Here is a 13,745-nt window from a genome sequence, read left to right as displayed (position 1 = left end):
GCTAAGGGATGCGGGCGAACCAGAGCATCGACCCGGCCGCCGCCGCCAGCGCGAACAACAGCCCGATGCCGATGAACCGTGCCGAGACGTCCTGCCGCTCGGTGATGTACCCGACCGAGCTGCCGATGTCCTCGTACACCGCACGCAGCTCGTCGGAGGAGCCCGCCTCGTGGTACGTGCCGCCGGTCTGCCGCGCCACCGCCTCGAGCGTGTCGCCGTCGACCGGCACGCTCATCCGGCGGCCCGCACCCTCGATCGCACCTGACGCCGTACCGAACGCGATCGTGTCCACCGGTATCCCGGCCGAGGTCGCCTCCGCCGACGCCTCGTCAGGGTCACGCCCGGCCGTATTGGCGCCGTCGGAGAGCACGACCACCCGGGCCGGTGGCGGCTCCGAGGCAGCTTCCGCGTCGAGCGACTGGATCGAGCCCAGCGCCGCGTAGATCGCCTCGCCGATCGCCGTACCCTGCTCGCCCGCGCTCCCCTCGGCCAGCCGGTCGATGCCGCCGTACATGGCCTCCCGGTTGGTATCCGGCGCCACGAACACCGACGCGTTGCCGGCGAAGCCGACCAGCCCGACGTTGAACTCCTTGGGCAGCCCTTCGACGAAGTCGCGCGCCGCAGACTTGGCCGCCGTCAACCGGTCCGGCGGCACGTCAGTGGCCAACATGGACAGTGACACGTCCACCGCCACTATCACCGTGGCCCGCTCGCGCTGCACCCGTACGTCGTCGCTGGGCCGGGCGAAGCCGAGCACCAGCAGCGCCATCATCACCAGGAACAGGCTCGCCGGCAGGTGCCGCCGCCACGCCGGGCGCTTTGGCGCCACCCGGTCGAGCAGGCGCAGGTTGGTGAAGCGCACCGCGTACCTGCTGCGGCGACGCTGCAGCACCAGGTACAGAACGGCTATGGCTACTACGCCGACGAGCAGCCAGAGCCGCAACGGGCTTTCGAAGCTCATGCTTTCCCCTGTGTCGGTTTCGCCGCCATCGCGAGGCGGCGCTGGGCGTACACGTGCCGCACGATGTCGGCCACCCAGTCCCGGTCTGTCCGAAGTGGAAGGTGCGCCGCCCCGGCCCGGCGCAGCGCCTGCCGCACCGTGTCCCGTTGGGCGGCGGCGGCCGCGGCGTACCGCTCCCGCAGTCGCCGGTCGCCCGTGGACACCTCACGCCGCCGCCCGCTCTCCGGGTCGACAAGCGTGATCAGTCCCACGTCGGGCAGCTCCAGCTCGCGCGGGTCGGCCACCTCGACGGCCAGCACCTGGTGCCGTACCGCCACGCGCCGCAGTTCCTCCTCCCACTCCGGCCGCGCCTCGGGGTCGTCCGACTCCGGCAGGCCGTCGAGGAAGTCCGAGACCACGACCACCAGGCCTCGCCGCAGCGCCGACCGCCGCACGCCCGCGATCGCCTCGGTCAGCCCGGGTGGCTGGGCTCCCGAACCCGCACGGGGTACGGCGAGCAGCATCCGCAGCAGGCCGAGCAGGTGCGTCCGGCCGGTACGGGCCGGGAAGCGCCTTATCGACTCCACGCCGAGCACGTGTGCACCGAGGCGATTGCCCGATCCCGCGGTCAGGAAACCGACCGCGGCGGTCGCCGCCACGGCCAGCTCCCGCTTCTCGATCTCCGCCGTGCCGAAGTCCATGCTCGGCGTGGCGTCCGCGAGCAGCCAGGTGGTCAGCTCGCGGTCCGCCTCGACCTCGCGGACGTGGGGCACGGCGGTACGCGCGGTGACCGCCCAGTCCATGCGGCGCACCTCGTCCTCACCCGGCCGGTACTCCCGGCTGCCGGCCAGCTCACTGCCCGCTCCGGGGAGCAGGCCGAGGTACTGGCCGTGCAGCAGCCCGTCGAGCCGCCGGGTGATCGTGAGCTCCAGCCGCCGCAGCCGCCGTTCCGGTGCCAGCTCGTGGATGGACGCGTACCCCTCGTGCATCATGCGGCTCTTTCGGCCTGATGGGGTGCGATGCGCGGTGGTGGCACCGCCTCGACAAGCCGGCGCACGACGGCGTCCGCGCCCACGCCGTCGGCGACCGCGTCGAACGACAGCACGAGCCGGTGCGACAGCACGTCGACCGCCAGGTCGGTGATGTCGGCCGGGAGCACGTAGTCGCGACCGCGCAGCACCGCCAGTGCCCGCGCGGCGGACACCAGGCCCAGCGTGGCCCGCGGGCTCGCGCCGTAGGCCAGCCGCGACTTCACGTCCCCGGCGCCGAACCGCTCCGGCTGCCGCGTGGAGACGACGAGCCGGACGATGTACTCGGCGAGCGCGTGATGCACGAACACGCCCCGCGCCATCTCCTGTAGCGCCCGGAGTCGCGCCGGGTCGAGCACTGTGCGCGGTTCCGGCCGCCTCGTGCCCATCCGGTAGAGGATGCCGAGCTCCTCCTCGTCGGTCGGGTAGTCCACCACGACCTTCATGAGGAACCTGTCCCGCTGCGCCTCCGGCAGCTGGTACACGCCCTCGGACTCGATCGGGTTCTGGGTCGCGAGGACCAGGAACGGATCGGGTACCGGGTAGCTCTTCCCGCCGATGGAGACCTGGCGCTCGGCCATGGCCTCCAGCAGCGCGGACTGCACCTTGGCGGGCGCTCGGTTGATCTCGTCGGCGAGTACCAGGTTGGCCATCACCGGGCCCAGCTCCACGTCGAAGGTCTCCTTCGACGACCGGTAGATCCTGGTCCCGACGATGTCCGAAGGCACCAGGTCCGGCGTGAACTGGATCCGGCTGAAGCTCCCGCCCACCGCGATGGCCAGCGTCTGCGCGGCGAGCGTCTTCGCCACGCCGGGCACGCCCTCGAGCAGGCAGTGGCCGTCCGCCAGCAGCGCGGTGAGCAGCCGCTCGACCAGCCGATCCTGTCCGACGATCACCCGCTTGACCTCGAACAATGCCTGTTCGAGCTGCACATGTGGCGGTGACGCCTCGAGGTCGGCGAGGGTGAGCGTGTTCTCGCTCATAGGTTCTCCTGGGCCGGCGCGCTACCGTCGCCGCCGCCGTTCTTCTCCGGGCAGTTCTCGTCCACGGCCGAGCCGCCGACCCCACCGCCGTCTTCCACGATCTTGACCGTCGTGCCCGCGCTCCCACTGTCGTCGGCGGCGTACGCGACACCACCGGCCACCGCGACCGCGGCGGCCGCACCGGCAAAGCTCAGGCCCACGATTGTCTTGATCCGCATTGATCCCGTTCCCTCCGTCGAACCCGCCATCATGTCGGCGCTACCAGGACGGGCGCCCGCGTTCCGTCAGCTGGGGGGCAGCACCACGGGCGCCCGCATAGGCTTATGCCACCAGGAGGGGCCGAAAAACAGCCGAAGACGGCGGAAGATCTCCTCAGGAACCCAACAGGTCCCATGCGCCACTAGGGTCTGATCATGCGTTTAACCAAGTACACGCACGCGTGCGTGCGCCTCCAGGACGGTGACCGCCAGCTGGTCATCGACCCTGGCATCTGGAGTGAGGGCGCCGCACTGGAAGGCGTCTCGCACGTGCTCATCACCCACGAGCACGGCGACCACGTCGACGTCGACAAGCTCGCCGCCGCCCAGCTCGCCAACGCCGCCCTCAAGGTGTACGCCCACGCCGCCGTGGTCCCCAAGCTGGAAAAGCTCGGCGACGCGGTGGTCACGGTGGCGAGTGGCGACGAGTTCGAGGCGGGTGGCTTCGCGGTACGGGTCGTTGGTGGCGTGCACGCGCTGACCTACGAGGGGCTGCCCGACTGCGCCAACATCGGGTTCGTGGTGGAGGGCGTCTACCACCCCGGCGACTCGCTCTTCGTGCCGGACGTACCGGTGACGACCCTTCTGGTGCCGACCAGCGCGCCGTGGCTCAAGCTCTCCGAGGGGCTCGACTTCATGCGGGCGGTGGCGCCGGCGCGGGCGCACTCCATCCACGACGCCATGCTCAGCCACAACGGCGAGCAAATCATCGACAACTGGCTGGACTGGAAGGGCAACACCGCGTACTCGCGGATCCCCGTCGGCGAGTCCGTCGACCTCTGAAGCCACACGGGCGCGGCGGCCGGGTCGGCCGCCGCGCCACGTCAGGTGTACGACACTCAGCCTGTCGCGCAGCTCGCGGTGGGCGTGGTGTTGTTGCCGTTCTTGTAGAGCGTGATGCCGAAGTTGTTGCCGTTGCCGTTCGGCCGCGCGGTGAGCGTGCCGCTGGTGCCGCTGACCGACGCGTTCCAGCTGTTCTGGAGGCTCTGGCCGCCGTTCGTCCGGATGGTGACGACCCAGTTGCTGGCGCCGCTGGCCGAGAGGTTCACGTTGAACCTGTCGGTCCACTCCTGGCCACGGCTGACGCTGACCGAGCAGCTGCCGCCACCCGGGTTGCCCGTGGTCGGGTTGGTCGTCGGGTTGCTGCCGCCGCCCTCCCGGACCGTGATGTCAGAGCTTCCCTGGCTCTGGTAGCCCTCTGTGGCCATGACCTGGTAGGCCCAGCTACTGCCGAGGTTCAAGCCGGCGCGGGCCCACGCGTCGAAGTGGTTGGCGGTGGTGATGGTGCCACTGCTCCGCTTCGACTGGCGGACGCTCCAGTACTGGTAGAACGTGGCGGTACCGTCGATCGACGGCTGGTTCACCCGCTGGCTGCGGAGGATGTCGTAGGTGCCACCGTCGGTGGTGACGGTGCCCAGCCGCTGGGCGCCGCTGCTCGGGTTGTAGCTGCCGAAGTTCTCCACGACGTAGTACTCGATGAGCGGGTTCCGCGTCCACCCGTACAGGGCGAGGTAGGTGTTGTTGTTGCCCGGGTTGTAGGTGCCCGAGTAGCTGACCGTCCGTCGGCTACCGGTTGCCCAACCCTTGCCGCCGACCCAGTTGTTGGTGCTTCTGCTCCAAGAGCTGGAGTACCGGCCGTTCTCGCGCAGCACCATGCAGGCGTCGCCGCTGTCTTTCCAGAACGAGAAGTAGAACCCGTTGTGCGAGCCGGTGGTGTTCGAGCAGACTTGCCGGTCGGCCTCGGCATACGCGCTGGTGGTGGCCACGGCTGTGCCGGCGACGGCCAGCACCGCGGCGCAGGCGGCGCCGATGAGCATCCTGGTGCGGCCGCGCCTGCGGCTGCCAGTTTGGACGGGGGCGTCGTTCATGTTCGTGCTTCCTCCTCGTGAGCGCTGGCAGGACGGCCAGGCAGCGTGATACGCGCCGGTGGCCGGTGCCGGCCGCGTGACGGCGCCGTACGACGCGGCGGATGGCCGGTCGACGAGCAGAGGACCAGGTCACGTGGGTGACCTGGATCGACAGCACTTGATGCCTGTCGATGGCACAGTATTGTGTCGGCCGACACACGTTGTCAACAGTTCCCGAAACGATTGCGAAACCTGCGTCGGCCTGGTTTCCTCGTTGCTGGCCAGATCCTGATCGGCGAGGCCCCATCACTAAAGATCGTCTCCGAGTCAGGACCACCGAAACTTCCAGCCTCTTTCCGGACATCGGCTATCGGTCGTCACACCTTCGGATGGTGACTCGTCAAGAAGGGGAAAGAGCACGTGGAGCCCCCAGGAGAGGGCCACGCGGAAGGGAGAGATCATGCGAGTCTTCGTCACGGGAGCGACCGGGGCACTGGGACGGCACCTCGTTCCGAGGCTTGTCGCGGCCGGTCACGAGGTCACCGCCACTACGAGAAGCCCCGGCAAGATCGCCGCGGTGCGCGAGATGGGCGCGGAACCGGTGGTCGTCGATGGGCTGGACAGCAAGGCGGTGCTGGTAGCGGTGGAAGCCGCCGCGCCAGACGTAATCGTGCACGAGATGACCGCGCTGTCGGACATGCGGAGCCTGCGGAACGTCGACAAGGTGTTCGCCACCACCAACGTGCTGCGGACCCGGGGCACCGACAACCTGCTGGCCGCCGCGACGCGGGCCCGTACCCGCCGGTTCGTCGCCCAGGGCCACAACTTCGTGTACGAGCGCTCCGGCGGCCCGGTCAAGACCGAGGACGATCCGCGCGACCCGCGCCCCGTCCCGTCCGCGGCGCGGTCGATGGCGGCGATCAGGTACGTGGACGAGACCGTGCCGCGCTCGGCGCCGGAAGGAGTCGTGCTGCGCTACGGCACCTTCTACGGGCCGGGTGCCTCGGAGCCCATGCTGGAGATGGTGCGCAAGCGGCAGATGCCGGTGATCGGGGGCGGGACCGGGGTGTGGTCGTTCGTCGAGATCACCGACGCCGCGGCCGCCACGGCCGCCGCCGTCGAACGCGGGGCGCCGGGCGTCTACAACGTCGGGGACAGCGATCCGGCACCGGTCGCCGAGTGGCTGCCGTACCTGGCCGAGGTCGCGGGCGCGAAGCCACCGCTGCACATGCCGGCCTGGCTCGGGCGGCTGCTCGCCGGGGAGTTCGTCGTGACCCAGATGACCGAGGCGCGCGGTATCTCGAACGAGAAGGCGAGGAAGGAACTCGGCTGGGAGCCTCGGTACGCGAGCTGGCGGGAAGGCTTCCGGGCCTGGGTCGGCGGCTGAGACGCTGCCGCTCCTAGGCGGCGCTCCACCCGCGCCAGGCGTGCACGGCCACCTGGATGACCGGGCCGTGCACGTCGACGGTGCGGTACTGCTCGTACTTCGCCTTCAGCAGGGCGACCGCACGGTCCACTGCGGACGGTTCGTCGGTCACCACGGCGAGGCCGTCCACGCGTACCCACCACAGCGCCGACCAGTCCTCGTCCCAGTGCTGCGCCAGCAGGCTCACCCGCGGCTCGGCCCGGATGTTGTCCAGCCGCCGCAACGCGGTACGGCGCTTGGGCTTGGCGTCGACGGCGGACCACACCGTGTCGCCGTCGACCGCGAACGCCACCGGCACCGCGTGCGGCGCACCCGAACCGTCCACTGTAGCCAGTGTGGCGACGCGGGCGGTCGCGAAACGGACACGGTGCGGCGTCACAGCGGACCATCGATGCGCAGCGTGTTCGGCAGCCCTATCGCGATGTCCACAGCCCCGACGCTACCCCTCACGCGGGGGTGGTGAGGTCGTGCACAAAACCCACACAGGCTCTACAACCCAATTACCCAGCTTCGCCACCTCGCTGTCGATCACCGTGGCTACCGTCGAGGCATGGTGAGATGGCTGACGGTGCTCTGCTGGGCGGTGGCCGTGCCAGGACTGCTGTGGGCGACCGTGCGGCTGCTGGGCGTGGAGCGCGGACCGCTCGTGCAGCTGCTCGCCTTCACGCCGTACGTGGCCTGCTGGAGCCTCGTCCCCGTCGCGCTCTCGCTCGGCCTGCGGCGCTGGTGGCCGGCGGCCGTCGCGGTAGCGGCCGCGGTGGTGCTGATCGCCGTCGTGGCGCCGCGCGCGATCGGCGGCACCGCAGGCGGCGAGGGTCCCAGGCTCCGCGTACTGACCGCGAACCTGCTCGCCGGCGTGGGCGATGCGGAGACGCTCGTGCGGCTGGTGCGCGAGCGGGAGGTTGACGTGCTCGCGGTGCAGGAGTTCACACCCGAGGCGGCCGCGCGCCTCGACGCGTACGGGCTGGCCGAGCTGATGCCGCACCGGCGGCTCAACCCGATCGTCGGCACCGAGGGGTCCGGGCTGTACTCTCGCTTTCCGCTCACCGACACGGGTGTACGGCAGAACCAGGGCGGCTTCACGCAGGCGTACGGGACTGTCAGCGCGCCCGGTGCCACACCGACCATTGTGGAGTCCGTGCACCCGATGTCGCCGCACGCGATGGGGAAGCTCCGGGACTGGGAGCGCGACCTCGACGGACAGCAGCGCGCCACGCCTACCGGACCGGTGCGCATCCTGGCCGGCGACTTCAACGCCACGCTGGACCACGCGCCGCTGCGCCGGCTGATCGCCTCCGGCTACCGCGACGCCGCCGACGCGGCCGGCGCGGGGCTCACCGGGACGTGGGGGCCGTACGACGGCGACCGGATCCCGCCGGTCACCATCGATCACGTGCTGGTGGACCGCCGCGTCGGCGTACGCGACGTCTCTGTGCTGCACCTGCCGGGCAGTGACCACCGCCCGGTCTACGCGGAGCTGGCGCTACCGCGCGGCGATCTGGGCGGGTGACAGCCCGTACGTGAGCGCGTCGACGAGCGCGTGCCAGCTCGCCTCCACCACGTTCTCGTGTACGCCCACCGTTGTCCAGTCACGGCCGCTGCCGTCGACCGTCTCCACGAGCACCCGCGTGATGGCGCCGCTGCCGTGGCTCCCTTCGAGGATCCGCACCTTGTAGTCGGCGAGCTCGAAGTGGGCCAGCGCCGGGTAGTGCCGGCGGAGCGCCACCCGCAGTGCCTCGTCGAGGGCGTTGACCGGGCCGTTCCCCTCGGCGGTGGCGATGACGCGCTCACCCCGTACCCGGACCTTGACGGTGGCCTCGGAGACGACCGCGCCGTCCTCGCGGTGCTCGACCTGGACCCGGTAGGACTCCAGCGCGAACGGCCTCGCGGTGCTCTCGCCGGGCAGCTCGGAGCGGACGAGCAGCTCGAAGGAGGCGTCCGCGGCCTCGAACGACCACCCGTGCGCCTCCATGTCCTTCACCCGGCGCGTGACCTCGGACAGGGCCTCCGGATGGCCGGCCAGGTCGAGCCCGAGCTCGCGGCTCTTGAGCTCGATGCTGGCCCGGCCGGCCATCTCGGTAACCAGGATCCGCATGTCGTTGCCCACAATGGACGGTTCAATGTGGTTGTACAGCACCGGGTCCACTTTGATCGCGCTCGCGTGCAGCCCCGCCTTGTGGGCGAATGCCGCGGCCCCGACGTAAGCCTGGTGGGTGTCGGGGGCGATGTTGGCGATCTCGGCGATGGCGTGCGAGACGCGCACCATCTGTTCCAGGCAGCCGTCCGGTAGGACGGGCAGCCCGAGCTTGAGCTGGAGGTTGGCGACGACGGCGAAGAGGTCGGCGTTGCCGGGGCGCTCGCCGTACCCGTTGGCGGTGCACTGGAAGTGCTTCACCCCCGCCTCGACGGCGGCGACGGTGTTGGCGACGGCGCAGGAGGTGTCGTTCTGGCAGTGGATGCCGAGCCGCTCCGGCCCGACGCCGACGCGCTCGACGAGCTCACCGATCGCGGCGGTAACCCGCGACGGCAGCATGCCACCGTTGGTGTCGCACATCACGACGACCTCGGCGCCGGCCTCGATGGCGGTGGAGACGACCGAGGCGGTGTACGCGGGGTCGTGGCGGTAGCCGTCGAAGAAGTGCTCGCAGTCGAGGAACACCCGCCGCCCCTCGGCGACGAAGTGGGCCACGGTGTCGTGGACCATCGCGAGGTTTTCCGCGCCGCTGGTGCGCAGCGCTCGCTCCACGTGGCGGATGTCCGACTTGGCGACGAGACAGACGGCGGGCGTCTCGGCGTCGAGCAGGGCGCGCACCTGGCGGTCGTCGGCGACCGCGATGCCGGCCTTGCGAGTCGCGCCGAACGCGACAAGCACGGCATGTTTGAGGGGTAGCTCGCTGCGGGCTCTAGCGAAGAACTCGGTGTCCTTGGGCATTGCTCCCGGCCAGCCGCCCTCGATGAAGCCGACGCCGAACTCGTCTAGGAGCCGCGCCACGGCCAGCTTGTCCACGACGGAGTAGCTGATCCCCTCACGCTGAGCACCGTCACGGAGCGTGGTGTCGTACACCTGGAACGTCATGGCTCTTCCTTTCCTGGTCCAACAAAAAGACCCCCCGCGGTCGCGGGAGGTCTGCGCGCTCGGCGTGAGGGGTGCCGGCGCGCTAGGTGCCAATAATGAGGGCACGGTGGGTCACGCCAAGACACTCTGCCACCGCGCGGGCACGTATGGGAAGCAAGGTCCACATCCCGGGACCAGATCGCTGGGTTAGGTACCTCTCGATGTGGGTACCTCGGTGCTCGGAAGGAGTGATAGCCGTGAACAGGCACGATCCCCAAACCCCGTACCAGCCGCCGAACCCGAACGTGGTCGGTGGCACGATGCCGGGTGCCGTGCCGGGACGGGCGTTCGACGCGTGGACGTATCGCGACGACTCCGGCGTGACCGGCACGGACCTGGTCGGCTACAAGGTGGAGGCGACCGACGGCAGCATCGGCAAGATCGACCGGTGCAGCTACGAGGTCAGCGCCAGCTACCTGGTGGTCGACACCGGGCCGTGGATCTTCGGTAAGAAGGTCATGCTGCCGGCAGGCGTCGTGAACAGCGCGGACCACGAGGAGCGCAAGGTGTACGTGGACCGCTCGAAGGACGAGATCAAGTCGGCCCCCGAGTTCAACGAGGACACGTACACCGACCCCCTGTACCGGGACAAGCTCGGCTCGTACTACGGCGGAAAGTTCTGACCGGATTCCCTCCCTCTAAAGGACCGGGGCGCTCCCTCACGGGGGCGCCCCGGTTGTTGTCTGCGTTAACGTGATCGAGTGGATCGCACGCTTCCCTTCACGACCACCTTCAACTTCCGCGACGTCGGCGGTTACACCGGCCACGAGGGCCGCACGGTCGTCTGGCGCCGCCTCTTCCGCTCGGACTCCCTGCACCGCCTGGAAAGCGGGGACACCGATGCGTTCGCCGCGCTGGGCGTCCGCACGGTGATCGACCTGCGCCGCCCCCGCGAGGTCACCCGCGACGGCCGCGTCCCGGAGTACGTGGGACTCGGGTACCGCCACATCCACCCCGAGCACCAGGACTGGGACGAGATCCCGTACGAGGAGAAGCTGGGCGTCGCCCGGTACCTCGCCAACCGGTACCACGACCTGGCCGAGCAGGGTGTGGCCGGGATCTCCGCCGCGGTCGGCGTGATCGCGGACGAGGCGGCCTCCCCGGTGGTGGTGCACTGCGTGGCCGGCAAGGACCGCACCGGCGTGGTCTGCGCGCTGACGCTCTCCGTGCTCGGCGTGAGCGACGAGGACATCGCCACGGACTACGCCCTGAGCACGGCGGCGTCCGCCCGCTTCAGCGCGTTCCTGGCCACCCGAAAGATCGTGGTGGCGGACGTACCGCGCCCGTACTTCTCCTCCCCCGCCGAGGCGATGCTCATCTTCCTGAAGGAGCTCCGCGAGCGCCACGGCTCCGCCGAGGGCTACCTGCTGGCCGCCGGCATCACGCCCGCCCAGCTCGACTCCCTCCGCGTCCACCTGCTGGCCGACCCGACCGCTCGCTGATTGACGGCGCCGCGCCGGGGGTGGCTCCGCGAGGCGTTCGCCATCGGGTGGGCGCCGCGCTGGGAGGACGATCCCGACAGAGACCTTTGGAGTTGGGGTGGCCTCGGTGTCTTGTCGCGGATAAAGATCCAAAATCAAGGAAGTCGAGCTACCGCGATGCCCGTCGTGGTCCGGACCGTCGCTCCCGCGGCCTCACCCTTCGCGGTTGGCAAGCTCACGCCGGGGGTCGTGGTCGGCCGACCACGACCTTCGCTGCCGGGTCCGCGGTCTGGCAGATCGTGGTACGTAGTTGCCCGTGGAGGGGCGGATCGATACCACGATCTCTCGCGTACACAAAACAGGCCCTAGATCCAGAGTTCGTCCGGGTCTGCCCGCGCCGCCGGCCTTGCGGCCGGCGGCGGGTTGTGAAGCGCGCAGGGTGAGGCCGCGGGAGCGACGGTCCGGACCACCGCGGACATCGCGGTAGCTCAGTTTGAAATGGATCTCTAGAGGACGCGGTGGACCCAGCCGTACGGGTCGTCGGCGCGGCCGCGCTGGATGGCGACCAGCTGCTCGCGCAGTGCCATCGTCACCTCGCCCGGGCCGCCGTCGCCCATCTTGAACTCGCCGTCGGGCGTGCGGACGACCCCGATCGGGGTGATCACCGCGGCCGTGCCACAGGCGAAGGCCTCGCGGATGCGGCCGCTGGCCGCGTCGGCGCGCCAGTCGTCGAAGCTGACCGGGCGCTCATCGACCCGGCGACCCTCGCGGGCGGCCAGCGCCAGCAGCGAGTCGCGGGTGATACCGGGCAGGATCGTGCCGGTCAGCGGCGGAGTTGCCATGCTGCCGTCGTCGTACACGAAGAAGACATTCATGCCGCCGAGCTCGTCCACGTACTTACGCTCGACCGCGTCCAGGAACACCACCTGGTCGCAGCCGTGCTCGATGGCCTCGGCCTGGGCGGCCAGCGAGGCGGCGTAGTTGCCCCCGCACTTGGCCGCGCCGGTGCCGCCGGGCGCCGCCCGCGTGTACTCCTGGGAGACCCAGACCGCGAGCGGCTTGACGCCACCCGAGAAGTACGCACCCACGGGGGAGGCGATCACCACGTACAGGTACTCGAGCGCGGGTCGCACGCCCAGGAAGACCTCGCTCGCGTACATGAACGGGCGCAGGTAGAGGCTCCCGTCCTCGCTCGCCGGGATCCACTCGCGGTCGATCTCGATGATGTGGTGCAGCGAGTCGAGGAAGACCTGCTCGGGCAGGTGTGGCATGGACATGCGCTCAGCCGAGATGTTGAACCGCTGTGCGTTGGCGTCCGGGCGGAACATCGTCACACCGCCGTCGGCCGCGTGGTACGCCTTCAGCCCTTCGAAGATCTCCTGCGCGTAGTGCAGCACCGCCGCGGCGGGATCCATCGAGATCGGGCCGCGTGCCTCGACACGGGCGTCGTACCACCCTTTGCCTTCGGCATACCTGATCGTGACCATGTGGTCGGTGGAGATGCGACCGAAACCCGGGTTGGCCAGCAGCGCGGCGCGCTCGGCCGCCGATACCGGCTGAGGATTCGGACGGATCTCGAAGTCGAGCTTGTCACCACCGCTCATCGCGCTGGACCTCCATAGGTATGGGAATGCAGGATACCCCGAACGCTCGTTAAATGGCGCGGGGTGAAAGGGGAAGAGGGACGGCTACGCCGCGGCAGCGGTGGCGAGCCGGTCGCCGACCTCGGCGGTGCGCAGCGGGGTGCCCGGGGTACGGGACGCCAGCTCGGCCGCGACCGCCTCGAATACTCGACGAGACGCGTCCGCGTGGCCGAGGTGTTCGAGCAGGAGGGACGCCGACAGTACGGCCGCGACCGGGTCGGCCAGGCCCTTGCCGGCGATGTCCGGGGCCGACCCGTGGACCGGCTCGAACATCGATGGAAACTCGCGCGACGGGTTGATGCAGCCGCTCGCGGCGAGCCCGATACCGCCCGTAACGGCGGCGGCGATGTCGGTGAGGATGTCACCGAAGAGGTTGTCGGTGACCACCACGTCGTAGCGCTGCGGCTGGGTCACCAGGTACATGGCGGCCGCGTCGACGTGCTGGTACTCCGTCTCCACGTCCGGGAAGTCGGCCTTGACCGCGGCGAAGGCGCGCGACCACAGCGAACCCGCGTGGGTGAGGACGTTTGTCTTGTGGACCAGCGTCACCTTGCGCCGCTCGCGGCGCTGGGCCCGCTCGAACGCGTCGCGGATGACCCGCTCGACGCCGTGCCGCGTGTTGAGGCTCTCCTCGGTCGCGACCTCGGCGGGCGTGTCGCGGTGCAGCGTGCCACCAGCCCCCGCGTACAGCCCCTCGGTGCCCTCGCGCACCACGACGAAGTCGATCTCGCCCGGCTTGACCGTGGCGAGCGGGCCGGTGGTGCCCGGCCAGAGGCGGGCGGGACGAAGGTTGACGTACTGGTCGAAGGCGAAGCGGAGCTTGAGCAGCAGGCCGCGCTCCAGCACGCCCGGCGGCACGCTCGGGTCACCGACGGCACCGAGCAGGATCGCGTCGTGCTGGGCCAGCTCGGCGAGCACGGAGTCGGGCAGCACCTCGCCGGTGCGGTGGTAGCGCGCGGCGCCCAAGTCGTACTCCGTCGCGGTCACACCGGGGAGCACGGCGTCGATGACCTTGCGGGCCTGCGCGACCACCTCGGTCCCGATACCGTCACCGGCGACCACCGCGATGCGAGCCACAGCAAAAC

The 13,745-nt window shown here is 70.1% G+C and carries 14 protein-coding genes; 5 read left to right on the top strand and 9 right to left on the bottom strand.

Features of this window, described 5'->3' with window-relative positions:
* Nucleotide 1: 1 nt before the first annotated feature.
* Genes Pflav_RS40195 through Pflav_RS40180 form a run of 4 tightly spaced genes read right to left on the bottom strand, consistent with a single transcriptional unit; the run spans nucleotide 2 to nucleotide 3,169 of the window.
* On the bottom strand, nucleotides 2-961 hold the full coding sequence (locus Pflav_RS40195) for a VWA domain-containing protein (RefSeq protein ID WP_173041763.1): 960 nt from the start codon (nucleotides 959-961) through the stop codon (nucleotides 2-4).
* Nucleotides 958-1,932, bottom strand: a complete 975-nt coding sequence (locus tag Pflav_RS40190; protein ID WP_415624361.1) for a DUF58 domain-containing protein — start codon at nucleotides 1,930-1,932, stop codon at nucleotides 958-960. Before Pflav_RS40190 ends, Pflav_RS40195 begins: the two co-directional genes overlap by 4 nt.
* Nucleotides 1,929-2,951, bottom strand: coding sequence for an AAA family ATPase (locus tag Pflav_RS40185; RefSeq protein WP_173041761.1), 1,023 nt, complete (start codon nucleotides 2,949-2,951; stop codon nucleotides 1,929-1,931). The genes Pflav_RS40190 and Pflav_RS40185 overlap by 4 nt, the downstream gene beginning before the upstream one ends.
* Nucleotides 2,948-3,169: a hypothetical protein gene (locus tag Pflav_RS40180; RefSeq protein ID WP_173041760.1), complete on the bottom strand. Its 222-nt coding sequence runs from the start codon at nucleotides 3,167-3,169 to the stop codon at nucleotides 2,948-2,950. The genes Pflav_RS40185 and Pflav_RS40180 overlap by 4 nt, the downstream gene beginning before the upstream one ends.
* Nucleotides 3,170-3,364: 195 nt before the next feature.
* Here Pflav_RS40180 and Pflav_RS40175 point away from each other — a divergent pair, with 195 nt between their 5' ends.
* Nucleotides 3,365-3,991, top strand: coding sequence for an MBL fold metallo-hydrolase (locus Pflav_RS40175; protein ID WP_173041759.1), 627 nt, complete (start codon nucleotides 3,365-3,367; stop codon nucleotides 3,989-3,991).
* Between the two features lie 56 nt (nucleotides 3,992-4,047).
* Here Pflav_RS40175 and Pflav_RS40170 read toward each other — a convergent pair whose 3' ends face one another.
* Entirely contained in the window at nucleotides 4,048-5,076 is a 1,029-nt protein-coding gene (locus tag Pflav_RS40170) for a glycoside hydrolase family 11 protein (protein WP_232072482.1), read from the bottom strand.
* Nucleotides 5,077-5,515: 439 nt separating this feature from the next.
* Between Pflav_RS40170 and Pflav_RS40165 the strand changes: the two genes are divergently transcribed.
* Entirely contained in the window at nucleotides 5,516-6,442 is a 927-nt protein-coding gene (locus Pflav_RS40165; protein WP_173041758.1) for an NAD-dependent epimerase/dehydratase family protein, read from the top strand.
* Between the two features lie 13 nt (nucleotides 6,443-6,455).
* Here Pflav_RS40165 and Pflav_RS40160 read toward each other — a convergent pair whose 3' ends face one another.
* The gene (locus Pflav_RS40160) at nucleotides 6,456-6,860 is read right to left on the bottom strand and encodes a TIGR03668 family PPOX class F420-dependent oxidoreductase (protein ID WP_173041757.1); all 405 of its coding nucleotides are present in this window, start codon (nucleotides 6,858-6,860) and stop codon (nucleotides 6,456-6,458) included.
* A gap of 171 nt (nucleotides 6,861-7,031) precedes the next feature.
* On the opposite strand from Pflav_RS40160, the gene Pflav_RS40155 reads away from it, so the two are divergent.
* Nucleotides 7,032-7,991 (top strand): endonuclease/exonuclease/phosphatase family protein, encoded by a 960-nt coding sequence (locus tag Pflav_RS40155; protein WP_173041756.1) that lies wholly within the window; start codon nucleotides 7,032-7,034, stop codon nucleotides 7,989-7,991.
* Here the strand turns inward: Pflav_RS40155 and cimA are convergent.
* A complete protein-coding gene (gene cimA / locus Pflav_RS40150) occupies nucleotides 7,965-9,557 on the bottom strand; it encodes a citramalate synthase (RefSeq protein ID WP_173041755.1) in 1,593 nt (530 codons plus the stop codon). The genes Pflav_RS40155 and cimA overlap by 27 nt on opposite strands.
* A gap of 236 nt (nucleotides 9,558-9,793) precedes the next feature.
* Here cimA and Pflav_RS40145 point away from each other — a divergent pair, with 236 nt between their 5' ends.
* Together Pflav_RS40145 and Pflav_RS40140 are read left to right on the top strand one after the other, a co-directional pair.
* Nucleotides 9,794-10,219, top strand: coding sequence for a PRC-barrel domain-containing protein (locus tag Pflav_RS40145; protein ID WP_377310104.1), 426 nt, complete (start codon nucleotides 9,794-9,796; stop codon nucleotides 10,217-10,219).
* Nucleotides 10,220-10,297: 78 nt separating this feature from the next.
* Nucleotides 10,298-11,038, top strand: a complete 741-nt coding sequence (locus tag Pflav_RS40140) for a tyrosine-protein phosphatase (protein ID WP_173041754.1) — start codon at nucleotides 10,298-10,300, stop codon at nucleotides 11,036-11,038.
* 485 nt (nucleotides 11,039-11,523) lie between these two features.
* Here the strand turns inward: Pflav_RS40140 and Pflav_RS40135 are convergent, their stop codons facing one another.
* Both Pflav_RS40135 and Pflav_RS40130 read right to left on the bottom strand, forming a co-directional pair.
* Nucleotides 11,524-12,621: a branched-chain amino acid aminotransferase gene (locus Pflav_RS40135; RefSeq protein ID WP_173041753.1), complete on the bottom strand. Its 1,098-nt coding sequence runs from the start codon at nucleotides 12,619-12,621 to the stop codon at nucleotides 11,524-11,526.
* 84 nt (nucleotides 12,622-12,705) lie between these two features.
* Entirely contained in the window at nucleotides 12,706-13,737 is a 1,032-nt protein-coding gene (locus tag Pflav_RS40130) for a 3-isopropylmalate dehydrogenase (RefSeq protein ID WP_173041752.1), read from the bottom strand.
* Nucleotides 13,738-13,745 lie beyond the last annotated feature (8 nt).

Source organism: Phytohabitans flavus (assembly GCF_011764545.1).
Lineage (GTDB): Bacteria > Actinomycetota > Actinomycetes > Mycobacteriales > Micromonosporaceae > Phytohabitans > Phytohabitans flavus.
Note: the sequence above shows the minus strand (reverse complement) of the source record. Positions and strands in the feature narration are given on the sequence as shown.